Origin of the sequence: Bradyrhizobium sp. LHD-71, assembly GCF_031157255.1 — a bacterium.
Classification (GTDB): Bacteria; Pseudomonadota; Alphaproteobacteria; order Rhizobiales; family Xanthobacteraceae; genus P52-10.
In genome coordinates this window covers 1-25,559 of record NZ_JAVIFX010000033.1, presented here as the reverse complement: position 1 = coordinate 25,559, position 25,559 = coordinate 1, and the positions used below count along the sequence as shown (strand labels likewise).

Here is a 25,559-nt window from a genome sequence, read left to right as displayed (position 1 = left end):
CTTCGCTCATGCGGGCTACAGGCTAGCTGTAGGCGAGACACCAGCCCGATCCACGAAGCCAGCAACGGTCTTCGGGAATCTGCTGATCGCGGTAGAGGCGTGTGACCTGTTGCCAGCCCTGCTTCGCGAAGGCTTCGGCCAGCGCGCGTTCGGACACCTCATCGCGGCTTCCGGCGCAGGGAAAAATCGCAACCCCTGAAATCCACCTTGCGAAATAGTCGTGCCCGCGACGCTCGATGCGAAAAACTGCCCCGGCACTTGCGATCTGTTCCGGCGACCGCCTCGCGCCAAAGCCCTGATCTGACGTCATCGGCAGGATCAGACGCCCGCCATCGGCCAGCCGATCGAGCCAGCTTTGGGCTGGTCGCGTGCAGCCCGCATTGACGTAAATGACGTCGGCTTCTCCGAACGAAACCTGGGCGCCGTCGCCCTCGATGATTTCAACGTGCGGCCAGGGCGCGAGATTGACTTTCGCACGTACGGCAAGTTCGGGATCATGTTCAATGCCGGTGACCCGGCCTGACGGCCCGGCGAGGTGAGCAAGGATCGCGGTGTAATAGCCGGTGCCGGTCCCGACATGCACGACGCGCTCGCCTGTGGCCGGTGACGCACGATGCATGAGGTGCGCATGCAACGACGGCTGTCCATTGTTGATGTGTCGCTCGGGGAGAATGCCGACGACATCATCGGTGTACAAATAAACGGGGTCGGTATCGGGCGTAAGCGCGTAATCCCTGAACCAGCGAAGGACGGGCCACGGACCGGGCCCGAGAAAATCCTCCCGACGTATTGCGCTGAACGCTGCGCCGAGGCGGTCGTCGTCGACCCGCGCCGCGGCCAGAATCTGCTTGGCGTAGGCCGCCCGGATGATGCTGAGTTCGCCCTGCCGATCCATCGGTTGCCTTTCGCTGTATGCGGGCGGATGATAATAGGTGTGTCATTTAACACATTGGTGTGTGAAATAGCACACCTAGGTGAAGAGGCCAAATGAAGAAAAGGCTTTATCCCGCGGTTCTCGAACGCGGTCCGAAGGGAACGTTCGGTGCATGGTTTCCCGATTTTCCCGGATGTGTTGCCGGTGGAAAGTCGCAGGACGAAACGATCGAGAAGGCAGAGAACGCGCTGGCGCAAGCGGTTGACGTGCTGGTCGAGCATGACAGGCCGCTTCCAGCGGCGACGCCGATCGAGCAGGTCGTGCTCCCGAAGGGCTGCAAGTTTCTTGCTTATTTTATCGTGGGCGTGGATCCGCCGGACCAGTCGGAGCGGGTGAACGTCTTTCTTCCCAAGAGCCTGATCGGCCGGGTCGACCGGCGTGCCGCGGAGCTCGGCATGAGCCGGTCGAGCTTTTTCGGGCTCGCTGCCACCAACGCATTGAACGGACTTCTGGGTCCTGGTGGGAGTCACGCGACGTCGGTCGAGCCCCGTTCGAAGGTGCACAAGAGGGGCGGATTGCGAACCGGAAGATCGTCGAAGAAAAAGTCCTCGCCGTGACAGGTTGCGATCTTCGTCGTTCACCAATCAGCAACGGCTGTCGCTTAGCTTCGCGTCGTCAACTCGGGGGAGGGGGCGCTCGTGTCGGGCTTCTTTGCGCGGCTTGTCAAAGGCAAGCGAAGTGATGCCATTCTTCGGACAGCCATAGGCAAGCAAAGCGACGCCGCTCTTCGAACGGCTATAGGCAAGCAAAGCGACGCCGTTCTTCGAACGGCTATGGGCAAGCAAAGCGACGCCGTTCTTCGAACGGTTATGGCTGTCGCATTTCCAGTTCTGGTGATCGGGTGTGCTATCGAGGCGCACGCCGCCGGCGCGCTTGCCGTCGGGAAATGCGGGGCGTACGGCCACGCGTTTGATTTCCGCGACGCCAATGCGGCGATGGTTGCGGCTCGCAAGCAGTGCAAGGGCGACTGCAAGACCGTTTCGATGCGGCGCGCCTGTGCGGCATTGTCGATCGACATGGCGAACCCGTGCGGCGCCCACGGCTACGCCGTCGAGCCGCGCATCTCCTCGGCCCAGAACAGCGCGATGCGCAACTGCTACAGGTTCGGCGGCAAGGAATGTGTCATCCGCGCCTGGGCCTGCGACGCACGCGGTTAAGTCGCGCCGCAGCAAAAAAAGCGGGAAACTCTTCTCAAATTTGATCGTTTACCTGGTCCGAAGGCGGATGTGGCCTTCGTCTTTTTTGCTCTTGAAAATGACTGACCAGTCAGTCATAATTATCGCAATGAAAGACTCGACCTCCAAAACGAAATCGAAGACAGGCGGTAGCCGAGGCGCTGGGCGGACGTCAGATGGCTCCGGACGTGAACGACCCCCCAGGCCTCGGGCGGGCGAGCCGGACGCGCCGGTCAGACCGTCGAAGCGAGCCATTCGCGCCGCCGAGCGGCGACAGGCGATCGTCGACGCCGCGCTGGAGGAGTTTGCCGCCAATGGCTTTGCGGCGGCACGGCTCGACGACATCGCAGCCCGCGCGGGCGTCGGCAAAGGGACGATCTACCTCTACTTCGCAGACAAGGAGGCGCTGTTTCAGGAGCTGGTCCGCACGGCGATCGTCCCGATCGTCGGCCGTCTCGGCACGCCGCCCGCCGGCATGTCGGCCCGCATGCTGTTCGAGCGGTTCATCGAGATGTTCCTGAAGGAGATCTACCAGACCCGGCGCGGCGACATCATCCGCCTGATGGTCGCCGAAGGCGCGCGCTTTCCGACACTTGCCGAGTTCTATTATCGCGAGGTGGTCAGCCGCGGGGTCGCGGGCATGCAGATGCTCATTCAATACGGCATCTCGCGCGGGGAGATCGTCAATCCCGACATCATCAAATACCCGCATCTCATGGTCGCGCCGGCGATGCTCGCGGTGATCTGGAACGGCTTGTTCGGCAAGCTCGCTCCGTTGGACGTGAGCGCGATGCTCGAGCTCCACGCCGATTTGATATTTGGCCGAAGGAGTTCGGTATGAATGTCGCAAGATCCATCGCCGCCGCCGCGCTGTGCCTGATCGTCGCGGCGTGTGCCGAGCCCAAGAATGCCGGCTACCAGGGCTGGGTCGAGGCCGATCTTATTTTCGTCAGCCCGGACGAGGCGGGCCGGGTGACCCGGCTGTCGGTGCGCGAAGGCGACATCGTCAAGGTCGGCGCGCCGCTCTACGCCCTCGACGACGATCTGCAACGGGCGGATCTCAATCAGCAGTATGCAGCCCGTGCCAACGCGCAGCAGACGTTCGATCGCGCGCAGTGGCTGAGCAAGACCGGCTCCGGAACGCAGGCCAATTACGATGCGGCCGTCTCGGCCTTGCGGATCGCCGAAGCGCGGGTGAACAGCGAGCAGACGCGGCTGGCGCGCCGCACCGCCAACGCGCCGGTCGCGGGCACCATACATCAGATCTACTTTCGCGAAGGGGAGATGGTGCAGCAGCAACGTCCGGTGCTGTCGATTTTGCCACCCGGCAACATGAAAGTGCGCTTCTTTGTCTCCGAAACCGAGCTTGCAAAAGTTGCCGTCGGCCAGGACGTGCGCGTCACCTGCGACGGATGCGCGGACGATCTGACCGCAAAGATCTATTACCTTTCGACCACGGCGGAATACACACCGCCTGTCATCTACAGCCTCGAGGAGCGGCACAAGCTCGTCTATCTGGTGCAGGCGCGTCCGAACAAGCCTGATCTGCTGCGGGTCGGCCAGCCCGTGAGCATCACTCCGATCGGTGCCGCCATTGCCGCGTCCGAGACGGGCAAGGACGAGACCGAAAAGCGAAAACGCGAGAGCGACAAATAGCAGGTCCCGCCATGCAGAGCGTTGCGACTCTCGAAACCCCTGCCACCGACATCGCCATCGATGTCCACGGCCTTTCGAAATCGTTCGGCAGCCGCAAGGTCGTGAGCGACCTGTCGATGCAGGTCAAGCGCGGCGCGATCTATGGCTTCCTCGGCCCGAATGGCTCCGGCAAGACGACGACGATCCGCATGCTGTGCGGCCTGCTGACGCCGGACAGTGGCGAAGGCACCTGCCTCGGCTACAACATTCGCACCGAGGCCGACAAAATCAGGCGGCATGTCGGCTACATGACGCAAAGGTTCAGCCTCTATCAGGACCTTTCGGTACGCGAGAACCTCGAATTCGTGGCCCGGCTTTACGGGCTTACAAGTCCGCGCCGCGCTGCACGCGACATGATCACGCGGCTCGGCCTGAACGGCCGCGAGGAGCAACTCGCGGGCGAGCTGTCGGGCGGCTGGAAGCAGCGGCTGGCGCTCGGCGCCTGTACGTTGCCGAGCCCGAAACTGCTGCTGCTGGACGAGCCGACCGCGGGTGTCGATCCGAAGGCGCGCCGTGAATTCTGGAACGAGATTCATGCGCTGGCGGCGGACGGTCTGACCGTGCTGGTGTCCACCCACTACATGGACGAGGCCGAACGCTGCCATGAAATCGCTTACATCGCCTACGGCCAGCTGCTCACCCACGGCACGGTGCAAGAGGTGATCGCGCATTCGGCGCTGATCACCTACACGGTCAACGGCGCGCAGTTGAACGGGTTGCAGGCGGAGCTCGCCGGCAAGCCCGGCATCGACATGGTCGCGCCGTTCGGCAACAGCCTGCACGTGTCAGGGCGCGACGAGCAGGCGCTGGAGGCCAGCATTGCTCACTATCGCGCGCGCAGCGATCTCACCTGGGAGCGCAGCGAGCCGTCGCTCGAGGACGTGTTCATCGAGCTGATGAACCGCGCGCAGGACAACTTCCGATGAGCATAACGCCCCGCATGGCTGAGCGACGCGAGCCGCCGTTCGGTGCGCTGCGTCGCACGTTCGCGATGCTGGTGAAGGAGTTCATCCAGCTCAAGCGCGATCGCGTCTCGTTTGCGATGATCGTGATGATCCCGGTGATGCAGCTCTTGCTATTCGGATATGCCATCAATACGACACCGCGTCATTTGCCGACCGCGGTGCTGCTGCAGGAGGACAGCGACCTCGCACGCTCGGTGCTGAAGGCGCTGCAGAACACGGCTTATTTTCGTTTCACACATCAGGTGCGCACGGTCGAGGAGTTCGACAACCTTCTGCAATCAGGCACGGTGCTGTTCGGGGTGGAGATTCCACGCGGTTTCGAACGTGCGGTGAGGCGCGGCGAGCATCCGGCCCTGCTGGTCGCAGCAGATGCGACCGACCCGGTCGCCTCCGGCTCGGCGATGGCGGCCTTGGGCAGGATAACCGAGACCGCGCTGATGCACGACCGTGTCGCCGGGGACGTGGTGCCGCCGCCGTTCGAGGTGAGGGCGCACGCACGCTACAACCCGGCCGGCGCGTCGCAGTTGAACATCGTGCCGGGTCTGACCGGCACGATCCTGACCTTGACCATGCTGATTTTCACCGCGCTCTCGGTGACGCGCGAACTCGAACGCGGCACCATGGAGGCACTGCTGTCGATGCCGATCAGGCCGGTCGAGGTGATGATGGGCAAGATCATACCCTACGTATTGATCGGATTCGTGCAGGCGGCGCTGATCATCGGGCTCGGGACGTCGCTGTTCGGCGTGCCGATCTATGGCAGCCTGATGGCGCTGGCCCTGCTCTCGACGCTGTTCATTACCTCGATGCTTGCGGTCGGCTACACATTCTCGACATTGGCGCAGAACCAGCTGCAGGCGATGCAGATGTCGATGATGTTCTTTTTGCCGAACATCCTCTTGTCCGGCTTCATGTTTCCGTTCGCCGGTATGCCCGGCTGGGCACAGTGGATCGGCGAAGCGTTGCCGCTGACGCATTATCTCCGTATCGTCCGGGCGATCATGCTGAAGGGAGCGACGCTTGAGAATCTTCGGTACGATTCGCTGATGCTGTTGGGGCTGACCCTCTTCGCCATGACGATCGCCGTGACGCGTTTCCGCCGCACCCTTGATTGAGGGCCCGAGACTTGATCTCGATCGCACATCCATCGGACAGGCTGCGAAGCTGGTGGCGGCCGCAGGCCGCATGGCGAGGCGAGGTGTCACCGGAGTTCAGCCGGGCGTTCGTGCGCGAGGTGCTGAACACCGAACGTGTGCGCATGAAGGCGCTGATTGTCACTTCGGTGATTGGGCTCGCGGTGGTGACGACCGTGTCCTGGCTGCACCCGCAGTTCGTCGAGCAAGTCTGGAAGAAGCAGTTCAGTCTGTTCTATCTCTACGCGATCTTCGTGCCGTTCATCATCGTCGAGTCGATCGCGCTCGCTGTCGTCTCGTGGGAGCGCGATCACCGCCACGACATTCCCTACATTCGGCGTTATTTGAACGCGTTGGTCGAAACCAGCCTGCCGACCATCGTGCTCGGCGTACAGATGATGCATATGGGCGACGAACGCGCGCTCGGTTTCATCGTGCCGATGCTCTACTTCATGTTCATCACCCTTTCGACGCTGCGGCTCGACTTCTGGCTTTCGACCTTCACGGGCGCCGTCGCGGCCGCGGAGATGTTCGCCATGGCGATGTTCTTTCCGGCGTTCCATGCGTCGGCCTACGATCCGTGGTCAGAGGTTGGTTTCCACGTTGCCAGAAGCGTCGTACTGCTTGGAGGTGGTGTGCTTGCGGGTGCCGTCGCGGCGCAGCTTCGCCGGCAGTTCGCCTCCAGCATCGCGGCCGCGACGGCCCGCGACCGCGTCACCAACCTGTTCGGCCAGCACGTGTCGCCGCAGGTCGTCGAGCGGCTTTTGACCGCGAAATCCGATGATGCGGCTGACCGACACAACGTGGCGGTGATGTTCGTCGATATCCGCAGCTTCACTGCGGCGGCCCGCCAGCGTAAGCCGGAGGAGGTGGTGCAGCGTCTCGACCGCGCCTTCGAAGTGCTGGTCGATGTCATCGATCGTAATGGCGGCATCGTCAACAAGTTCCTCGGCGACGGCTTTCTCGCGCTGTTCGGCGCGCCACTCGAGGATCCGGATGCGGGCAATCGCGCGGTCACCGCGGCGCGGGAGATCCTGCAGGCGATGGAGCGGGAGAATGCTGCGAGCGACTGGCCGCTCAGACTCGGCATCGGCATTCATATCGGCGAGGTCGTGGCCGGCAACGTCGGCTCGTCTCGGCGCAAGGAGTACACCGTGATTGGCGATACGGTAAATTTTGCGGCTCGGCTCGAAGCGCTGAACAAGGAGTACGGCTCGCAGCTCCTGGTGTCCTCGAACGTCTACGCGGCGGCGCGCGACGGAAGCGGGAACGCCGTATCGCTCGGCGAAATCGCCGTACGCGGCTATGACCAGCCGGTGGCGGTCTGGCGGCTCGCTTAGCCGCTTTTTGTCATTGCTTCGTCGCCGCGCGCCTCGCAATGACTTGGGCGGCACAGCACTAAATCTGCGGCGCGACCAGGTTCTCGATCGCCACGCCATCGCGCGCCTCGATGATCTCGGCAATGAACCTGCGATGGCAGTTTGTATGATCGCGCTCGTAGCAGAGAATGCAGACCGGACCTGACTTGTCGACGAGCGCTGCGAGTTCGTCCATCCCTTCTCGCGCCTGCGGTGTCTTCAGGTGCTTCGCATAAATCTTCTCAAGCGCCTTGATGTCGCCGGAACGTGCAGCCAGCCGTCCTTCCTTTGGCGTGCCGAGCCCACGCAAATGCAGATAGCCGATGCCGCGCTCTTTCAAGCCGGAGGCGAGCTGCCCCTTGGAGAATCCCGGTCGCCGCGAGGAGGCGACTGCGCGCACGTCGACCAGGAGCTTTACGCCGGCGTTTTCGATCTCATCGAGAACGGCCTTTGGAGGCGTCTGCTCATAGCCGATGGTGAAGAGGCGCTTCGTTCTCGAATTCTTTGCCATCGCAATCGCTCCGGAAGTATTCGCTCACGCCAGCCGCTTGATCAGTTCCATTGCGGCCGAAGGCGCACGCACCTTGCCCTCATGAATCACGTAGGCGAAGACGTCGCGCGGTGTTCGCGGCGTATCCGTGCCGTCGACGCGCGGCAGATCGTCCGGCTGCCCGCCCTGCGCCCAAACCTTTAGCCGCTCGGCCCACGCGTCCAGCGCGGCCGGTGGATACCCTGTCACGAGATTGTCGTCGCCCTTTTGCAGCCGGGCATAGACGAAGTCGGACGTAATGTCGGCGATCTCGGTGTACGTCTCGTGCTCGGAGTAAACGATGCCGACATTGAACTGGCGCAGGAGCGCGATGAAGGCGGGTGTCTTGAAACTGTCATGCCGCACCTCGACCACGTGGCGCAGCTGCTGGTCGCCGACCTTTGGCGGCAGAAGCTCGAGAAACTTGCCGAAATCGGCCTCGTCGAATTTTTTGTACGGGTTCATTTGCCAGAGCAGGGGCCCGAGCCGGTCGCCTAGCTCGAGGACACCGGAATCGATGAACCGCTTGATCGAGTCGCCGGCCTCGGCCAGCACGCTGCGGTTGGTGACATAGCGCACGCCTTTGACCGAAAACTTGAAGCCGTTCGGCACCTCCGAAGCCCATTTGTGGAAGGTTGCCGGCGTCTGCGTGCGATAGAAGGTGCCGTTGATCTCGATCGAGGTGAGGCAGGCTGCCGCGTATTCCAGCTCTTTGGTATGTGGCAGACCATCGGGATAGAAGACGCCGCGCCACGGTTCGAATGTCCAGCCACCGATGCCGGTGTAGACGTTGCCGCCGCCGGCAATCGTCTGAGGTTTCGGTGTGGACGCGGGCGCAACGACTTCAGCGGCGACCTTGGCTTTGGCCACGGGTTTAGCGCTTGCGGTCTTCGGCGCCGGTTTGGCTGCGGCCTTGACCGTCTTCTTCTTGATGGCTTTTTTGGGCGCCTTCGTCGTGCTGGAACTTTTTGCCATCGTCGCCTCTTGAAAACCGCAATTCCATGACCATATGGCATCTAACGGCGATGTCGATGCTTTGAAAAGCGGAGTGATGCTTTGAGAAGTTCTGTCGCCGGGACGACCACGCTCTGATCCCCTGCGCCGGATGTACGCGCGAGATGGGATCGTGCCGTGGTCGTTGGCATTTTTGGGGTGTGCGAACGTAGCGCAGTCCCTCTTAACACGGTCATGGCTGGCACGGTTACGGCGAGGACATTGGCGACATGCCGGTCACGTCCCGCTGGTGGATGGCGTCTGCGCCGCGATCGGGATGACGTTGGCGGCGGCCCCGACTTCCGGCGTGTCGTCCTTCCAGCGCACCGAGCCGAACGGCCGTTCCAGCATCCGCCGGATGCGGACAGGCTCGGGGCCGATGTGCATGTCGGATGCCGTCTTTTGCAGCGCGCGCTCGGCGTCGGTCGGTCGGCTGCGTTGGCGCAAGTAATCGTACCAGGTGGGACAGTGGTACCGTTCGGTCCATAGTTCAGGATCTGTGACGTCGCGAGCGATCGACCATCCATAGGCGCCGTTGCGCTGCCGGTTGAGCTGCACCTGCTGCATGATCTCGAAGAACGCGCGCGCCCGTGACTGCGCGATGCGGTACTCGATTTCAACCACGACCGGGCCGCTGCGCGGCGTCAGGTCGAGTCGCACCTCGGGATCGACGACCGGCCGCGACGCATCCTGCGTGGCGGCATCGACCTCGGGCATGCGCAGCCAGACCGCGACCAGCGGCGAGGCGAGCATCGCAACGGCGGAGACCAGCATCGCCGTGTCGATGCTGGTGTGCACGGCGAGGTAGCCCCAGGCCCAGCTTCCGATCGCAAGACCGGCCGAGTTCGAGGAACGGAAGCCGGCGAGTGCGCGGCCGGACACCCAGCGCGGCGCGGCCATCTGTATCGAAATGTTGAACAGCGCCATCGACATCATCCAGCCGGCGCCGGCGAGAGCCAGCGCAAGAGCTGTCAGCGCAGGGATGCGGCTCAGCGCGGCAATGCCTGTACCGATGCCCATCGCCAGCAACGCCGCGCGCAGCGAGGCCTCGCTGCCGAACCTGCCGCGCATATCGCTGACGTAGAATGCGCCGAGAATCGCGCCGATGCCGAACGCGCCAAGCATTGCGCCGTAGGATTGCGCGCCGCCGTCAAGCACGTCGCGCACCAGCAGCGGTAGCAGCGCGAAAATCGAGCCGCCGAGGGCGCCGGTCAGCGTACAGCGCATCAGCGCGGTGCGCATCGCCGGCGAATGAACGATGTAACGGACGCCGGAGATGATCGCGCGGTCCAGCCGCTCCGGCGGCAGCCGCGATGGCACCTGCTTGCGCCGCCAGAAGTAGAGCACGGCGAGAATGGGGATGTAGGCAAGGGCGTTTGCCGCGAATGCGGCGACCGCGCCGGCGGCCGCAACGATCACGCCGCCGATCGCCGGGCCGAAGCTGCGCGCGATGTTGAAGCTGATGCTGTTCAGCGTGATCGCCGCCGGCAGCATCTTCGGCGGCACCTGCTCGTTGACCGACGATTGCCAGGCCGGCCCGAACATCGCCATCCCGCTCCCGATCAGGAAGCAGAACACGAGCAGGCTGATCGGCGTCAGCATGTCGAACCAGGCGAGCACCGATAAGGCAATGGAACTTGCAAACGTCATCGCCAGCGCGACGAGCCCAACCAGCCGGCGATCGTACATATCGGCGATCGCGCCTGCCGGGATCGAGATCAGCATGACCGGCAGCATCGCTGCAGTCTGCACCAGCGCTACCAGCTCCGCGGACGCGGCCATCTGCGTCATCGCCCAGGCCGCGCCGACGCCCTGGATCAACGACCCGAAGTTCGACAGCAGGCTGGCGAGCCAGATACGACGGAACAGGCTTTGACGCAGCGGTGCGCCGACCTCATCGTCCCTGAACATGTTCTCCTTGTTTCCTAGCTATCACCAACGGGGCTTGCGTTCCGATCTATGGCACAAGCCTGCCGATTCTTGGCCTTTCCAAAAATCGTGCCTGCGATAGCATCGTCTCGCAAAAGAATGGCCTGAAAGCGGTCGCAAGGGAGGTTACATGCGCGTTGTTCACTGGCTTGCTGCTGCTGCGGCTGCGGTGGGTTTGATATCGGGACAGGTCGGTGCGGCGGCCCAGGACTTCTCGAAACAGGATTTCCCGACACGGTCGATTTCACTGGTCACCCCGTACACGGCGGGCGGCCCTTACGACATCCTCGCCCGCTTCATGAGCGAGGCCTTGCGCAAGCAGAAGCTGAGCCATCCGGTGATCGTCGAAGCGAAGCCTGGCGGCAACACGCTGGTCGGCATCCAGCACGTGCTCAATGCGCCGGCCGATGGACATACGCTTCTGATAGCAACCCTGCCGATCACCGCGAACCTCATCCTGATGAAAAATCCAGGCTACAAGGCCGAGGATTTCGTCGCGGTCGGACCGGTTGCACGGCATCCCTACATCCTGTTCGTACCCGCAAGTCTGCCGGTTTCGAACCTCGCCGAGCTCGTCGCCTATGCCGAGAAGAATCCGAACAAGCTCAATATCGGCGCGCTGTCACCGGGCGGGCAGGTCCAGTTGCTTGCCGATCGCTTCCTGCGCGCGTCGAAACTGAAGATCGAGAAGATCCCTTACAAGGGCGCGGCCGAGCTCGCCACGGCGCTACTGACCGGCGACATTCAAATGAGCTTCTTCGCCTATTCGGCCGGCGCACCGTTTTTGAAGGACGGCAAGCTGAAACCGATCGCGATCGCGACCGACGAACGCTCGGCGCTGACGCCGGATATTCCAACCTTCAAGGAGCTTGGAATGCCGTCCGTCACAGGGGAGGCCTGGGTCGCACTGTTTGCACGCTCCAATACGCCGAAGCCGGTGGTCGAGAAGCTTCAGGCGATGATTACCGAGGCCTCGAAGGATTCGGATTACGTGGCGAAGATACGCGGCGCGGGCAACGATCCGTGGGTCATCGCGCCGGACAAGATCGCGGAGCATTTCAAGGCCGACGCGAAATTCTGGGAAGCGGACCTGAGAGCGATCGAGCCGCAGTGATGGCAGCGCAAGACAGTTTGCATTGACCAAAAGCTTGCAATGAAATGTGTGCGACCGCCGGCGCACTCATGATAATGGTCGACGACAAGGCGCCGGGGGAAACGCCATGCACGACAAAGTCGATGTGCTGATTATCGGGTCCGGGGCATCGGGCGCAGCTGTTGCCTGGAGCCTTGCCGAAACCAGGATGCGGATTCTCTGCCTGGAGCAGGGCGACTGGGTGAAGTCCACCGATTATCCAAGCAACGGGCGGGACTGGGAGGCACGGCTGTTCAGCGACTTCGCCACCAGCCCGAACCGCCGCGCGCGGCCGACGGACTATCCGATCAACGACGACAACTCGCCGATCAAGATCGTCAATTTCAATGGGGTCGGCGGTAGCACCATCATGTATACGGCGCACTATCCGCGCCTGCACCCGTCGGACTTCAAGGTGCGCACGCTCGATGGCGTCGCTGACGACTGGCCGATCGACTACGAAACGCTGGAACCCTTCTTCGCCGAGAACGACCGGATGATGGGCGTTTCGGGGTTGGCGGGTGACCCTGCCTATCCGCCCAAGGAGCCGCCGATGCCGCCACTGCCGCTCGGCAAGTCCGGCGCGCGCTTCGGCAAGGCCATGAACCAGCTTGGCTGGCACTGGTGGGTCTCGGACTCGACCATAGCCACCGTGGACTACGATGGTCGCGGACGCTGCATCAACCTCGGCCACTGTACGCCCGGCTGCGCGCAGGGCGCCAAGGCCTCCACCGACATCACCTATTGGCCGCATGCGCTCCGCGCGGGCATCGAGTTGCGTACGCTCTGTCGGGTGCGCGAGATCACGGTCGATGAGCAAGGCATGGCGACAGGCGTCGTCTATTACGACGGCGAAGGAAAGGAGCATTTCCAGGGCGCCGAAGTCGTCATCATCGCCTGCAACGGCGTCGGTACGCCGCGACTGATGCTGAATTCCGTCTCGGGAAAGTTTCCAAACGGAATAGCCAACTCGTCCGGCCTCGTCGGCAAAAACCTGATGCTTCATCCTTATGCGCAGACATACGGCTACGTCGATGAGCCGCTCGACGGCAATCATGGCCCGCCGCTCTGTCTGTGGAGCCAGGAATTCTACGAGACCGATCCGAGCCGTGACTTCGTGCGCGGGTATACGTTTCAGTTCGGCCGTGGCGTGCCGTCGATTCTCGAGGCGATCGTTTCCACGAATGCCGGCCGTTTGCCGTGGGGCGACGACCACCATCGCGTCTACCGGCGGCTTCTGAACCATCGCATCAGCATGTCGGCGATCTGCGAGGACCTGCCCGAAGAGCACAACCGCGTCACGCTCGATCCCACCTTGAAGGATTCAAACGGAATCCCGGCGCCGAAGATCGACTACACGATCAGCGAGAACAGCTTGAAGATGATGGAGCACTCGATCGCCCGCGCCAAGGAGGTGTTGACGGCCGCCGGCGCCACCATCTTCGGCGGCGAGGTGCCGATCCTGAACGGCGGCTGGCACCTGCTTGGCACCGCGCGCATGGGCACTGATCCCGAACGCTCGGTGGTCAACGAGTGGGGGCGCTGCCACGACGTGAAAAACCTCTTCATCGTCGACGGCAGCATCTGGGTGACGTCGGGCGGCGTGAACCCTACCTCGACCATTCAGGCGCTGGCGCTCTACATTGCCGACAGCATCAAGCAGCGGCTCGCCAACGCCAACCTGTTCGACTGAGACCGAAGATGCGAAACCACGATCTGACCGCCGATGAAGCCCGCGACCTGCGCGCGCTTGCCGGATACATGATCCCTTCGAGTGCGACCTACGGCGTGCCGGGCGCTGACGACGATCTGATCTTCGGCGACATCTGCAAGAGCCTCGAACGCGACATCGACGACGTGCGCCGCGCACTGGCGGACCTGAGGCGATACTCAGACGGATCGTTCGCTGATCTCACACCGGAACGCCGTAAGGACGTCGCCACTGATTTTCGTGAGAAGGGCGGAACTCCGCTCGCCTCGCTCGTTCGCATCGTGTTGCTCTGCTACTACCGCGACGACCGGGTGATGCACGCGCTCGGCCAGGAGCCGCGGGCGCCGTTCCCGAAAGGCCACATGGTAGAGCAGGGCGACCTGTCGCTGCTCGATCCGGTGCGCGCGCGAAAGCCGCTCTGGCGACGGGTGAAGTGAGGGCGCTTTCGTCATTGCGAGGAGCAAAGCGACGAAGCAATCCAGCGCGCGCGAAGCGCGCAAGCTAAGAAACGCGCACGTCGCCGCGACTCAGCTTTCTTTTAGCGCGCCTGCCGGCGCGCAGCTGGATTGCTTCGCTACGCTCGCAATGACGCTTGCCGCTTCCCTTCACCCGCGATGACGGCGTTCACCCGAATTGATAGTGCTTCTCCATGTCCTTCTTGAGGAAGGTCATGTGCTCGTAATACTGCAGGAACGTGCCGTTGTAGTTGCCGTCCTGCCGACGCTGGTCCTCGCCCTCGAAGTTGTAGTAACCGGGCGTGCAGTCCTTGCTGCGGTTGGTCCGGCCGCGGTTCTTGATGACCTCGTCCACCCACCATTGTTCGGTTTCCGGCGCCGCGTCGATCAGGGCGTGGCCCTTGTCGCGGACGTAGGAGATGCATTCAGCAATGTGGTCGGCCTGGGTCTGCAGCATGAAGGTCAGGTTGAACTGGAACGAGGCCTGATAGCCGCCCATGATGAACAGGTTCGGATAGCCGCTCGAATGCACGCCGAACACGGTGCGCATGCCGTCCTTGTACTTGTCGTTCAGTTCGAGCCCGCCGACGCCGCGGATCTCGTTGTAGATGCCGGTCTTCTGCACGACGAAGCCGGTGGCGTAGATCAGGCAGTCGAGCGGATATGCCTTGCCCTCGAACACCGGTCCCTTTTCGTTGATCTCGGTGATGCCCTGGCCTTTCGTGTGCACGAGATGCACGTTCGGCAGGTTGAACGCCGGCAGATACACGTCGTCATAGGTCGGCCGTTTGCAGCGGTGCATGTACCAGGGCTTCAGCGCGTCTGCCGTCGCCTTGTCCTTGACGATCTCGTCGACGCGCCGGTGAATGCGCATCATGTGCTCGATATTCAAGTTCTCCTGTCGCCGGATCTTCTCCTCGCGCGGCAGCTTGGCGAGCTCGATCAGCTCTTCCTCGGTACGCTGCGGCCCGCGCATGTGGGTCATGCGCCGTTCACGTTGCCAGCCTGGCTGCAGGCTCGCCGCCCACTGCGGATCGGTCGGCACGTCGTCGCGGATGTCGATCGCCGACGGCGTGCGCTGGAAGACGTAGAGCTCCTTCGCGGCTGCGCCGACGCGCGGGATGATCTGCACGGCGGAGGCGCCGGTGCCGATGATGCCGACGACCTTGTCCTTCAACTTCGAAAGATCGTGCCCCGTGTAGTCGTAGTCGAAGCGCGAGGTGTGGAAGGAGTAGCCTTTGAAACTCTTCATGCCCTCGATGTTGGAGAGCTTCGGCTGCGACAGGGTGCCGTTCGCGATGACGACGAAGCGTGCCGTCATGCTGTCACCGCGGTCGGTGCCGACGCGCCAGAGCTTCGCCTTCTCGTCCCATACGGTTGAGTTCACCGTCGTCTGGAACACGGCCAGCTTGTACAGGTCGTATTTCTTCGCGATGTCCTGGCAGTGCGCGTAGATTTCCGGTCCCTTGGCGTAATAGCTCGGCGGAATCTTTCCCATCTCGTCAAGCAGCGGAATGTAGTCGTAGGAGGGCGTGTCGCAGGCAATGCCCGGATAGCGATTCCAGTACCAGGTGCCGCCGACATCGGCGCCGCGCTCGACAATGCGAATGCTCTCGACGCCGCGCTCGCGCAGCCGCGCTGCTGTCAGGAGTGCCGAGAAGCCGCCGCCGATACAGAGAACTTCGACATGGTCGGTGAGTGGGGCGCGGTCGGCGACTTTGTCGGCGAACGGATCGACCTCATATCTCGCGAGGTCCGTGTCCTTCTCCAGGTCGGTGATGAACTGCGCTTTGCCTTCGGGACGGTAGCCGAGGCGAATATCGCGCTCTTCGGCGAACTTCTTCTTGATGTCGTCGTAGTAGGACTGCGGCTTGTCGGTCGGCGGCTTCAGCGGATCGAAGTTCCGGATCCGGGATGGACGGGCTTCTGCCGGCTCCGGCGCTTGAACTGGCTGGGTTGCTGCCGATGTATCTGCCATTGCTGTTTCCTTGCCGTTGTCCCGCCGGGCTGTTCTGACTCGATTGTTGTGGCGCTATTTTTGTAGCCGCGTCTGCGGGGACGCAAGGCAAACGGTGTCGGCAGTGCTGCCGTAGGCCCATGCGAAATCGCAAACGTCGTTGTACCGGCGGATGGAACGTTTCCAGTGGCGAAGGGGCGGGGCTCCGCAACGAGGGCCACCAAACGAAAACCCCGGCATTGCTGCCGGGGTTTTGCATTCTTGTACCGCTTGATCGGCCGGACTTAGAAGTCCATGCCGCCCATGCCGCCGCCCGGAGGCATCGCCGCCGGCTGGTTCTTCTTCGGCAGCTCAGCGATCATCGCCTCGGTGGTGATGAGCAGGCCCGCGACCGAAGACGCGTTCTGGATCGCCGCGCGCACGACCTTGGTTGGGTCGATGATGCCCTTGGAGACCAGGTTGCCGTACTCGCCGTTCTGCGAGTCGAAGCCATAAGCATACTGGTCCTTCTCGAGGATCTTGCCGACGATGACGGAGCCGTCCTCGCCTGCATTGATCGCGATCTGGCGTGCAGGCGTCGAAAGAGCCCGACGCACGATCTCGACACCGGTCTTCTGGTCGTCGTTCTGGGTGCGGAGCTTCTTCAGCGCCTCGGTGGCGCGCAACAGGGCGACGCCGCCGCCCGGAACGATACCTTCCTCGACCGCCGCACGGGTCGCATGCATCGCGTCATCAACGCGATCCTTGCGCTCCTTCACCTCGACCTCGGTCGCGCCGCCGACGCGGATCACCGCGACGCCGCCGGCGAGCTTGGCAAGACGCTCCTGCAGCTTCTCACGGTCGTAGTCCGAGGTGGTCTCCTCGATCTGCGCCTTGATCTGCGCCACGCGGTCCTCGATGTCCTTCTTCTTGCCGGCGCCGTTGACGATCGTCGTGTTTTCCTTGTCGATCATCACCTTCTTCGCACGGCCGAGCATGTTTACCGTGACGTTCTCGAGCTTGATGCCGAGGTCCTCGGAGATGGCGGTGCCGCCGGTCAGGATCGCGATGTCCTGCAGCATGGCCTTGCGGCGATCGCCGAAGCCCGGAGCCTTGACGGCCGCGACCTTGAGGCCACCGCGCAGGCGATTGACGACGAGGGTGGCGAGCGCTTCGCCTTCGACGTCTTCAGCGACGATGACGAGCGGCTTGCCGGTCTGCACGACCGCTTCGAGCAGCGGCAGCAGTTCGTTCAGCGAGGAGAGCTTCTTCTCGTTGATCAGGATGTACGCATCCTCAAACTCGACGCGCATCTTGTCGGCGTTGGTGACGAAGTAGGGGGAGATGTAGCCGCGGTCGAACTGCATGCCCTCGACGACGTCGAGTTCGGTGTCGAGCGACTTCGCCTCTTCAACGGTGATGACGCCTTCGTTGCCGACCTTGGCCATCGCCTTGGCGAGGAAGTCACCGATTTCCTTGTCGCCGTTGGCCGAGATGGTGCCGACCTGGGCGATCTCGTCGTTGGACGTGATCTTCTTCGAGTTCGCCTTCAGGTGCTCGACCACGGCCTCGACCGCGAGGTCGATGCCGCGCTTGAGGTCCATCGGGTTCATGCCGGCGGCGACCGACTTGGCGCCTTCGCGGACGATCGCCTGGGCGAGCACGGTGGCCGTCGTGGTGCCGTCGCCGGCGGCGTCAGCGGACTTCGAGGCAACCTCGCGCACCATCTGTGCGCCCATGTTCTCGAACTTGTCCTCGAGCTCGATCTCCTTGGCGACGGTGACGCCGTCCTTGGTGATGCGAGGCGCGCCGAACGACTTGTCGAGGACGACGTTGCGGCCCTTCGGGCCCAGCGTGACGCGCACGGCGTTGGCGAGAATGTCGACGCCGCGCAGCATCTTGTCGCGCGCGTCGACCGAGAATTTCACTTCTTTGGCTGACATTACTTTCGTTCCTCTCGATTTACCGAAACCTCATCCTGAGGAGCGGGCGTTTGTCCGCATCTCGAAGGATGACGTGCTTGCTGAAAATGAGCCTCATCCATCAAGTTGCCGGTCTCGCCGGCTCCTCAGGATGAGGATTGGCGATGACTTACGCCGCCTTCTTCTTCGAAACTTCCCCTTCGAGGACGCCGAGAACGTCGCTCTCCTTCATGATGAGAAGGTCCTGGCCGTCGATCTTCACTTCGGTGCCGGACCACTTGCCGAACAGCACACGGTCGCCGACGTTGATATCGATTGGGATCAGCTTGCCGGCCTCATCGCGGCCGCCCGGACCGACTGCGACCACCTCGCCCTGGGAGGGCTTTTCCTTGGCCGTGTCAGGGATGATGATGCCGCCAGCGGTCTTCTCTTCGGCATCGATGCGCTTGACGACGACGCGATCGTGAAGCGGACGAAACTTCATCGCTGTTCTCCTAAGATGTTGTGATTGCTTGAATTTTGACTGGTGTTAGCAATCACCTATGGTGAGTGCCAACTATTCTTGAGATAAGCCAGTTGCTGGGAACGATCAAGAGGATCGCGAAATTTTTTGGCACTCGGCGGCTGCGGTTGCCAGCCTTTCCTGTGATCATTCTTAACGGCCAAACCGTGACCGCCAAGTGAAAGCGCGCTCCGGAAAAAGCTGACTGACAGCGAAGTGCTAGCAGCTGCCCGAAGGTGCTGCTAATGCCTTGAAAATCAACAGCTTATTACATTTTTTTACTTGGAATGAACCCGGATACTGCGTCAGTATTTTCTCATGCCGGAACGGAGGTTGGCATGATTGGGAATGACGTTGGTTCGAAAGGCTCGACGGCGTCCGGTGGCGTTGCGTCGAGGGAGTTCACCCAGCAGCTTCAAGGATACGGTTTGACGACCGCGGAGATCGTCTACCGTCGGCCGGACCGCAGGTGGCTTCTGCAGTGTTACATCTGGCAAAACTACGATCTCTTTCCTTCATTTCCGAAGTTGCAGGAGTTTCTCGCTTTTTGGCAGCAGAAGCTGGACGGCCCGTTGTTCTCGGTCACGGTTGCCCATTCGCGGCTGGTCAGGCCGGCGGACTTCAAGGCGGTCGACGGCGTATTCCGCCTGCAGTAGCGGCGTTAGCTCGCAGCGAAGGCCGCCGGCGCCATGCGGTTCACCGCCAGGCTCGCCGGCGTGCCACCGTAATCCGGCAGCAAACCGCCATATGAGGATGCGTCGCTGCGCTGACGCTCGGCATCGGTTGGAAGCGCCGGGTGCATCGCGAGGTGCGCCTTGATGTCGTCGGGCAGCCGCCCCCAGTCCGGAACGAACGACAACAGGATGCAATCGCGGCGCAACGGCTTCGCGTTCGGATGGGTACCGTGCAGCAGCCGGTAGTCGATGATGACCACATCTCCCGCCCGAACATTGACCGTCACCTGTCCGGGATCGTCATTCAGCGCCGGATGAGCGGACGATAGCGCGTTGGCGTCGCCACCATGCGCTTCCGGCAATGTTGCATGCAGCGGTACGCTTCGATGGTGTGAGCCGGGCAGGAGGCGCAGTGCGCCGCTCATCTCATCCGTCTCGCCGAGATAGCAAAGAAGCGCGATCTGGCTGGCCGGCCGGGTGTAGCTGACCGGATGATCCCAGCACCACCAGTCCTGATGCCACCACAGCGCCGGACTGTGCGGCTCTTTGGTCGAGACGTATCCGGAGATCCATGCAAGCTGCCTTGTCCGAAGCAAGTCGCGGATCGCTGCGATCAGGTGCTCGGCCCCGAGCACGCTCGCGACGATCTCGTCGTTCCATCGCAGCGGCACAAGATCGTTTCCCGGACGCTGCATGCAGGACGGCCGTTGGAGGGCGAGGACCCTGTCGACAGCCGGTGCGAGCTCTGCGAGTCCGCTCGCATCGAGGAAGCGGGGCAACAGCGCCCATCCTTCACTCTCGAATTGCATCTCATCATCCATGCTGTGTCTGCCGCTCGCGCGATTGCCGGACTTGCAGGGGATTCGAGGCGTTTCGTGGTCATAAAAACGTGATTCCCACCCGACGTCATTCCCGCTTGTCGTCCCTAAGGACGCTGATTATAAGCATGCTTATCATTTTTCCATGGCGCCCCGGCTGCTCCGGTTGCGCGCCGGGGCCTGAATTCATGCACGACCACCAACGGATACTCGGCTTTCTGGTGCACGATGTTGCACGGCTGCTCCGCAAGCGCTTCGAGCAGAACGCACGCGGCTCCGGGCTGACCCGCTCACAATGGCAGGTTCTGGCCTATCTCGACCGCAACGAGGGCATTCATCAGGGCGGGCTGGCGGAGCTGCTCGAAATCGAGCCGATCACGCTTGGCCGCATCGTCGACAAGCTGCAAGCGATGGGGCTGGTCGAGCGGCTGCCGCACGCATCCGACCGGCGGATCTGGCTGTTGCGCCTGACGGCGAAGGCGAAGCCCAAGCTCGCCGAACTGAAGGTGCTCGGCGACCGCACCCGCAGCGAAGCGCTGTCCGGCATCGCCGAAGCGGACCGCGAGCGCCTTCTGAAACTTCTCACCACACTCAAGAGCAACTTGGCGAGTGCCTGTGCGACGCCGCCTGTGCAAGAGCGAGCGAGCAATGGCTAAGACCGAGAAAAGTGCAATCAAGGATGTAAGTGCGGCGGACGAAAACGTGCGTCGTCTGACGCCGGCGTCAGCGCGGGACGACTCCGTGGCCGAAAGCCAGCCGGAGGCGAGCCAGCCGCATGCCCGTGCGCGGCAATCGCCGGCGGAGGAGGCGGCGACCGTTGATGCGCCAGGCCCGTCGCGCCGGTCGTTTCCGATCCGGCCGGTCCTGTTCGCGCTGCTTCCCGTCGCGCTCGTCGTCGGCGCCTATCTTTATGTGACGGGCGGGGCGACGATGACGACCGACAATGCTTATGTGCAAGCGGATATGGTGGGCGTCGCCAATGACGTCGCCGGCATCGTCAGCTCGGTCGCGGTGAAGGAGAACCAGAAGGTTGCGGTCGGCGACGTGCTGTTCACGCTCGACAAGAAACCGTTTCAACTGGCGCTTGACCGCGCGAACGCGCAGCTCGGCTCGACACGCAACGACCTGCTCGCCGCGCAGGCGAACTACCGCAACATGCAGGCGCAGATCCTTCAGGCGCAGGCCGACATCGACTACACCAGCGCGACCTTCAAGCGGCAGCAGCAGCTCGCCGCGAACAACTTCACGCCGCAGGCGAGCTTCGATAATGCGCGCCGGGACCTACAGGTGGCCCAGCAGAAGCTCGTATCGCTGCAGCAGCAGCTCGCGGGTATCGCCGCCTCGCTGAACGGTGCGCCGAGCGCCGCGGTGGACGACTATCCGAAGTACAAGGAAATGCTCGCCGCCCGCGATGAGGCTGCGCGCCAGCTCGACCATACGACCGTGCGCGCGCCGATCGCCGGCATTGCCACCAAGGTGCCGTCGCTGCAGCCGGGCCAGTATCTGGCCGCTTCCACGAGCGCGATCGCCATCGTCGCGACCGACCGGCTGTGGGTGCAGGCGTCGCCGAAGGAAACCGAATTGACCTATGTGCGGCCGGGACAAAAAGCGGTCGTCGAGGTCGATACCTATCCCGGCGTGCAATGGACCGGCACGGTGGAGAGCGTCAGCCCGGCCTCGGCGTCGAGCTTCTCGCTGCTGCCTGCGGAGAACACCAGCGGCAACTGGGTGAAGGTGGTGCAGCGCATTCCGATGCGGGTGCGGCTCGACAGCGCGCCCGACAAGCCGCAACTGCGCATGGGCATGAGCGTCGAGCTCAGCATCGAGACCGGCCACCCGCGCGGCGTGCCGGTGGCACTCAAGCAGCTGTTCGGCTTCGGTGAGGCCGGAGCATAGCTATGGCCGGCGCCGTCTACGATGAAGGCGTCATTCCGCCGGGGATCAATCGTATCGCGATCACCGGCTGCGTCATCCTGGCCGTGATCATGCAGGCGCTGGACACCACCATCGCCAACGTCGCGCTGCCGCATATGCAGGGCAGCGTGGCGGCAAGCGCCGACCAGATCAGCTGGGTGCTGACCTCCTATATCGTCGCCGCCGCGATCATGACGCCGCCGTCCGGCTTTCTCACCAGCCGGTTCGGCCGCAAGCGCGTTCTCCTGATCTCGGTCGGCGGCTTCATCGTCACCTCGATGCTGTGCGGCGCAGCCCAGTCGCTGACCGAGATTGTCCTGTTCCGCCTGCTGCAAGGCTGCTTCGGCGCGGCGCTGGTGCCGATTGCGCAAGCGGTGCTGCTCGACATCTTCTCGGTGAAGGAGCGCGGCGCGGCGATGGGCGTGTTCGGGGTCGCGGTGATGGTCGGTCCGGTGGCGGGACCGGTGATCGGCGGCTGGCTGACGGATAATCTCAACTGGCGCTGGATCTTCTACATCAACCTTCCGCTCGGCGCGCTTGCCTTCGCGGGCATTTCGATCTTCATGTACGAAACGAGAAGCCGCACCACGCCGAAATTCGACTGGCTCGGCTTCGGCTCTTTGAGTGTGTTTCTCGCCGCGCTGCAGGTCTTTCTCGACCGCGGCAGCCAGCTCGACTGGTTCTCGTCGCTCGAGATCCTCATCGAGGCGGTGATTGCAGCAGGCGCGCTGTACATCTTCCTCGTGCACATCTTCACGGCGAACAATCCGTTTGTGAACCCGAAGCTGTTCCTTGACCGTAACTACGCCATCGGAGTCGTGTTCATCTTCATCATCGGCATCTCGTATCTTGCCTCGATGGCGCTAATGACGCCGTATCTGCAGTCGCTGATGGGATATCCGATCGTCACCGCAGGGCTCGTGATGGGACCGCGCGGGCTCGGCACCATGGTTTGCATGTTCGTGGTCGGACGGATGATGGGCAGGGTCGACACCCGCATTCTGCTGCTGATCGGCCTCGGCCTCACGGCGTGGTCAATGCACACCATGACCGGTTGGACGCCTGCGGTGTCGGAGTGGACCATCGCCTGGGTGGGCTTCGTGCAGGGCGCCGGCCTCGGCTTCCTGTTCGTGCCGCTGACCACCGTGACCTTTGCGACACTGCCGCCGCAGAGCCGTGGCGAGGCGGCGGGAATGTACAATCTGTCCCGCAACACGGGCGCCGCGGTCGGCATTTCGATCGTCACCTACCTGTTGACGCGTAACACGCAGGTCAATCATGCGACGATTGCCGACTACGTCAATCCGTTCAACCGCGCCTTCGAAAATCCGGCGGTGCTGAACACGCTCAGCCCGTGGACCGCGGCTGGCCGCGCGGCGCTTGACCAGCTCGTCACCGGACAGGCGGCGGTCATCGCCTATATCAACGACTTCAAGTTCCTGATGATCGCGGCGCTGGTCGCGATGCCGCTGGTGTTGTTCCTGAAGAAAGACAAGCCGCAGGCGGGCGCCGATGTTGCGCCCGCGATCCACGATTGAGCTGGGAAGGCCGCAACCACACTCTGGACGTCGTCACCGCGAAAGCGGGACGACGCCTGCTGCACCGTCTTTGAGCGCTCATGAGCCTTGATCGCAAGCCCGCCTTCACGGGCATGGCGGTGGAGAGCTCTGGTCGACCGCCTAGGCCGTGACGCCGCCGTCGATGGCGACTTCGGCGCCGGTGATGTAGGTGCTCTCATCCGAGAGCAGGAACAGCACGAGTTGGGCGACCTCTTCGGCCGTCCCCTGGCGTTTCATGGGCACCATCTTCAGCCGCGCCTGGTTCTGCTCCGGCGTGCGCACGTTCAGCATCTCCGTGTCGATCGGTCCCGGATGCACCGAATTCACGCGGATGCTTTTCCGCGCGAGGTCGATAGCCGCCGACTTCGTCATGCCGCGCAACGCCCACTTGGTCGCGCTGTAGGCGAAGGCCTGCGGCGAGCCGCGCAAGCCCGCGCCAGAGGAGATGTTGACGATCGAACCGCCGCCTGCACGCTCCATTGCCGGAACGACGGCCTTCATGCCGAGAAAGCAGCCGAGCTGGTTGATGCGGATGTGGCGTTCCCATAGCTCCGTGTCGGTCTCGAGCAGCGACTTCGGCTGGTAGATGCCGGCATTGTTGATCAGCCCGTGCAGACCGCCGCAAGCTTCCGCTGCCTTCACCGCCTTGTCCCAGTCGGCTTCGCTCGTCACGTCCTGACGCAGGAACACGGCGGCGCGGCCGAGCGACGCGGCCAGCGCATTGCCTTCCTTTTCGAGCACGTCGCCGATCACGACCTTGGCGCCTTCGGCGACGAGCAGCCGCGCTTCCGCCGCTCCCTGTCCGCGCGCGCCGCCTGAGATCAGGATCACCTTGCCATCGAACCGTGCCATTTTGCGCTGCTCCCGCTGTTGTTCTTGTTCGTCACCAATCGATCAGGTCAACACTCCAACAATCGCTCCCATCAGGCAAGTCGCCAGCGTGCCGGACACGATCGACTTCATGCCGAGCGAAATGATGTCTTCGCGCCGCTCCGGCGCCATCGTCGTCAATCCGCCGATCATGATGCCAAGGCTGCCAAAATTGGCAAAGCCGCACATCGCATAGAGCATGATCAGGCGGGAGCGGGCGTCGAGCGTGTCCGGCGGGAGCTTTGCAAGATCGAGATAGGCGATCAGCTCGTTGAGAATGGTCTTGGTGCCCATCAGGCTTCCGGCGGTGACAGCCTTCTCCCACGGAATCCCCATCAGCCAGCAGATGGGCGCCATCAGCGTGCCGAGAATGCGCTGCAGCGAGATCGGCGCACCGCCGATGGCGGGCAGCAGGCCAAGCGCCGCGTTCACCAGGTGCACCAGCGCGACCAGCACCAGCAGCATCGCAACGATGTTGAGCAGCAACTGCAGGCCGGACGTCGTGCCCTGGACGATGGCATCCATTGTCGATGACGCGGGCGGGGGCGGGGTCACGAGGTCGCCCTCGGTTTTTGTCTCGCTGGTCTCCGGCACCATGATCAGGGCGACGACGATGGCCGCCGGCGCGCCGATCACCGACGCGATCACGAAATGTGCCGATGCGTCCGGAATGTGCGGTGCGAGCATTACCGAATAGAGCACCAGCACAGTTCCGGCGATGCCCGCCATCCCGCCGGTCATCACCAGGAAGAGTTCGCTGCGTGTCAGTTTCGCCAGATACGGTTTGATGAACAGCGGCGCTTCCACCATGCCGAGAAAGATGTTGGCGGCGGCCGACAATCCGACCGCGCCACCGACCTTCAGCGTGCGCTCGAGCACCCATGAAAAGCCGCGCACGATCGGCGGCAGGATGCCCCAGTAGAACAGCAGCGTCGTCAGCACGCTCATGACAAGCACGAGCGGTAGCGCCTGGAACGCGAGCACGAAGTCGGCGCCGGGCGATTTCACGTCATAGGGCAGGGGGCCGCCGCCGATGTGGCCGAACACGAACGAGGTGCCCGCCCGCGTCGCGTCCGCAACGGCTCCGACGGCGTCGTTGACGACAGCAAATGCCTTGGCGGCGTAGGGAATTTTCAGAAGCACGACGGCGGTGACGAGCGTCACGGCGAGGCCTGCAGCCACCTGCGTCCACGACACCGCACCACGCCGCTCGCTGAGCGCAAATGCGATCATGATCAATGCGAGGATTCCGAACGCAGATTGCAGTTGCAGCATGCCCGGCCCTAGTGTCGTGGATCAGAAATTCGCGCCATCGTTGCCGCGAGTCCAACGTGCGAATTTCTGATCCATAAACG

The 25,559-nt window shown here is 63.0% G+C and carries 24 protein-coding genes; 14 read left to right on the top strand and 10 right to left on the bottom strand.

Features of this window, described 5'->3' with window-relative positions; genetic code table 11:
* Positions 1-22: 22 nt before the first annotated feature.
* Entirely contained in the window at positions 23-895 is an 873-nt protein-coding gene (locus RCO31_RS28925; protein ID WP_308971764.1) for a methyltransferase domain-containing protein, read from the bottom strand.
* A 92-nt stretch (positions 896-987) separates the two neighbouring features.
* Between RCO31_RS28925 and RCO31_RS28920 the strand changes: the two genes are divergently transcribed.
* The 7 genes from RCO31_RS28920 to RCO31_RS28890 all read left to right on the top strand — a co-directional run bounded on the left by RCO31_RS28920 (position 988) and on the right by RCO31_RS28890 (position 7,242).
* Positions 988-1,491, top strand: a complete 504-nt coding sequence (locus RCO31_RS28920) for a type II toxin-antitoxin system HicB family antitoxin (RefSeq protein ID WP_308971763.1) — start codon at positions 988-990, stop codon at positions 1,489-1,491.
* A 252-nt stretch (positions 1,492-1,743) separates the two neighbouring features.
* Entirely contained in the window at positions 1,744-2,091 is a 348-nt protein-coding gene (locus RCO31_RS28915) for a DUF4189 domain-containing protein (RefSeq protein WP_308971762.1), read from the top strand.
* A 127-nt stretch (positions 2,092-2,218) separates the two neighbouring features.
* A complete protein-coding gene (locus RCO31_RS28910; protein ID WP_308971761.1) occupies positions 2,219-2,950 on the top strand; it encodes a TetR/AcrR family transcriptional regulator in 732 nt (243 codons plus the stop codon).
* A complete protein-coding gene (locus tag RCO31_RS28905; RefSeq protein ID WP_308971760.1) occupies positions 2,947-3,765 on the top strand; it encodes an efflux RND transporter periplasmic adaptor subunit in 819 nt (272 codons plus the stop codon). The genes RCO31_RS28910 and RCO31_RS28905 overlap by 4 nt, the downstream gene beginning before the upstream one ends.
* An 11-nt stretch (positions 3,766-3,776) precedes the next feature.
* On the top strand, positions 3,777-4,730 hold the full coding sequence (locus tag RCO31_RS28900; RefSeq protein WP_308971759.1) for an ABC transporter ATP-binding protein: 954 nt from the start codon (positions 3,777-3,779) through the stop codon (positions 4,728-4,730).
* A complete protein-coding gene (locus RCO31_RS28895) occupies positions 4,727-5,884 on the top strand; it encodes an ABC transporter permease (RefSeq protein WP_308971758.1) in 1,158 nt (385 codons plus the stop codon). The genes RCO31_RS28900 and RCO31_RS28895 overlap by 4 nt, the downstream gene beginning before the upstream one ends.
* A 41-nt stretch (positions 5,885-5,925) precedes the next feature.
* Positions 5,926-7,242 carry an adenylate/guanylate cyclase domain-containing protein gene (locus tag RCO31_RS28890; RefSeq protein ID WP_308971830.1) on the top strand — a complete coding sequence of 439 codons (1,317 nt, stop codon included), beginning with the start codon at positions 5,926-5,928 and terminating at the stop codon, positions 7,240-7,242.
* Positions 7,243-7,300: 58 nt separating this feature from the next.
* Here the strand turns inward: RCO31_RS28890 and RCO31_RS28885 are convergent, their stop codons facing one another.
* From RCO31_RS28885 to RCO31_RS28875, 3 genes are all read right to left on the bottom strand, one after another.
* Positions 7,301-7,771 carry a DUF488 domain-containing protein gene (locus RCO31_RS28885; protein WP_308971757.1) on the bottom strand — a complete coding sequence of 157 codons (471 nt, stop codon included), beginning with the start codon at positions 7,769-7,771 and terminating at the stop codon, positions 7,301-7,303.
* 24 nt (positions 7,772-7,795) lie between these two features.
* On the bottom strand, positions 7,796-8,764 hold the full coding sequence (locus RCO31_RS28880) for a DUF72 domain-containing protein (protein ID WP_308971756.1): 969 nt from the start codon (positions 8,762-8,764) through the stop codon (positions 7,796-7,798).
* Positions 8,765-9,019: 255 nt separating this feature from the next.
* The gene (locus tag RCO31_RS28875; RefSeq protein WP_308971755.1) at positions 9,020-10,693 is read right to left on the bottom strand and encodes an MFS transporter; all 1,674 of its coding nucleotides are present in this window, start codon (positions 10,691-10,693) and stop codon (positions 9,020-9,022) included.
* A 148-nt stretch (positions 10,694-10,841) separates the two neighbouring features.
* Here RCO31_RS28875 and RCO31_RS28870 point away from each other — a divergent pair, with 148 nt between their 5' ends.
* From RCO31_RS28870 to RCO31_RS28860, 3 genes are all read left to right on the top strand, one after another.
* Positions 10,842-11,825 (top strand): tripartite tricarboxylate transporter substrate binding protein, encoded by a 984-nt coding sequence (locus RCO31_RS28870; RefSeq protein ID WP_308971754.1) that lies wholly within the window; start codon positions 10,842-10,844, stop codon positions 11,823-11,825.
* A gap of 106 nt (positions 11,826-11,931) precedes the next feature.
* On the top strand, positions 11,932-13,536 hold the full coding sequence (locus tag RCO31_RS28865; protein WP_308971753.1) for a GMC family oxidoreductase: 1,605 nt from the start codon (positions 11,932-11,934) through the stop codon (positions 13,534-13,536).
* An 8-nt stretch (positions 13,537-13,544) separates the two neighbouring features.
* Entirely contained in the window at positions 13,545-13,991 is a 447-nt protein-coding gene (locus tag RCO31_RS28860; protein WP_308971752.1) for a hypothetical protein, read from the top strand.
* Between the two features lie 187 nt (positions 13,992-14,178).
* On the opposite strand, the gene RCO31_RS28855 is transcribed toward RCO31_RS28860, so the two are convergent.
* From RCO31_RS28855 to groES, 3 genes are all read right to left on the bottom strand, one after another.
* The gene (locus RCO31_RS28855; protein ID WP_308971751.1) at positions 14,179-15,987 is read right to left on the bottom strand and encodes an NAD(P)/FAD-dependent oxidoreductase; all 1,809 of its coding nucleotides are present in this window, start codon (positions 15,985-15,987) and stop codon (positions 14,179-14,181) included.
* 263 nt (positions 15,988-16,250) lie between these two features.
* Positions 16,251-17,888, bottom strand: a complete 1,638-nt coding sequence (gene groL / locus RCO31_RS28850; protein WP_308971750.1) for a chaperonin GroEL — start codon at positions 17,886-17,888, stop codon at positions 16,251-16,253.
* A 148-nt stretch (positions 17,889-18,036) separates the two neighbouring features.
* Positions 18,037-18,351 (bottom strand): co-chaperone GroES, encoded by a 315-nt coding sequence (gene groES, locus RCO31_RS28845; protein WP_308971749.1) that lies wholly within the window; start codon positions 18,349-18,351, stop codon positions 18,037-18,039.
* 356 nt (positions 18,352-18,707) lie between these two features.
* On the opposite strand from groES, the gene RCO31_RS28840 reads away from it, so the two are divergent.
* The gene (locus RCO31_RS28840) at positions 18,708-19,025 is read left to right on the top strand and encodes an usg protein (protein ID WP_308971748.1); all 318 of its coding nucleotides are present in this window, start codon (positions 18,708-18,710) and stop codon (positions 19,023-19,025) included.
* 5 nt (positions 19,026-19,030) lie between these two features.
* Here RCO31_RS28840 and RCO31_RS28835 read toward each other — a convergent pair whose 3' ends face one another.
* Positions 19,031-19,852, bottom strand: coding sequence for a phytanoyl-CoA dioxygenase family protein (locus RCO31_RS28835; RefSeq protein ID WP_308971747.1), 822 nt, complete (start codon positions 19,850-19,852; stop codon positions 19,031-19,033).
* 197 nt (positions 19,853-20,049) lie between these two features.
* On the opposite strand from RCO31_RS28835, the gene RCO31_RS28830 reads away from it, so the two are divergent.
* From RCO31_RS28830 to RCO31_RS28820, 3 genes are read left to right on the top strand one after another with little or no spacing between them, the layout of a single operon-like run.
* Positions 20,050-20,517, top strand: coding sequence for a MarR family transcriptional regulator (locus RCO31_RS28830; RefSeq protein WP_308971746.1), 468 nt, complete (start codon positions 20,050-20,052; stop codon positions 20,515-20,517).
* On the top strand, positions 20,510-21,757 hold the full coding sequence (locus RCO31_RS28825; protein ID WP_308971745.1) for an HlyD family secretion protein: 1,248 nt from the start codon (positions 20,510-20,512) through the stop codon (positions 21,755-21,757). The genes RCO31_RS28830 and RCO31_RS28825 overlap by 8 nt, the downstream gene beginning before the upstream one ends.
* A 2-nt stretch (positions 21,758-21,759) precedes the next feature.
* Positions 21,760-23,313 carry a DHA2 family efflux MFS transporter permease subunit gene (locus RCO31_RS28820; protein ID WP_308971744.1) on the top strand — a complete coding sequence of 518 codons (1,554 nt, stop codon included), beginning with the start codon at positions 21,760-21,762 and terminating at the stop codon, positions 23,311-23,313.
* Positions 23,314-23,454: 141 nt separating this feature from the next.
* On the opposite strand, the gene RCO31_RS28815 is transcribed toward RCO31_RS28820, so the two are convergent.
* Together RCO31_RS28815 and RCO31_RS28810 are read right to left on the bottom strand one after the other, a co-directional pair.
* Positions 23,455-24,186 (bottom strand): glucose 1-dehydrogenase, encoded by a 732-nt coding sequence (locus RCO31_RS28815; RefSeq protein ID WP_308971742.1) that lies wholly within the window; start codon positions 24,184-24,186, stop codon positions 23,455-23,457.
* Between the two features lie 42 nt (positions 24,187-24,228).
* Positions 24,229-25,479 carry a nucleoside transporter C-terminal domain-containing protein gene (locus RCO31_RS28810; RefSeq protein WP_308971741.1) on the bottom strand — a complete coding sequence of 417 codons (1,251 nt, stop codon included), beginning with the start codon at positions 25,477-25,479 and terminating at the stop codon, positions 24,229-24,231.
* Positions 25,480-25,559: the final 80 nt, after the last annotated feature.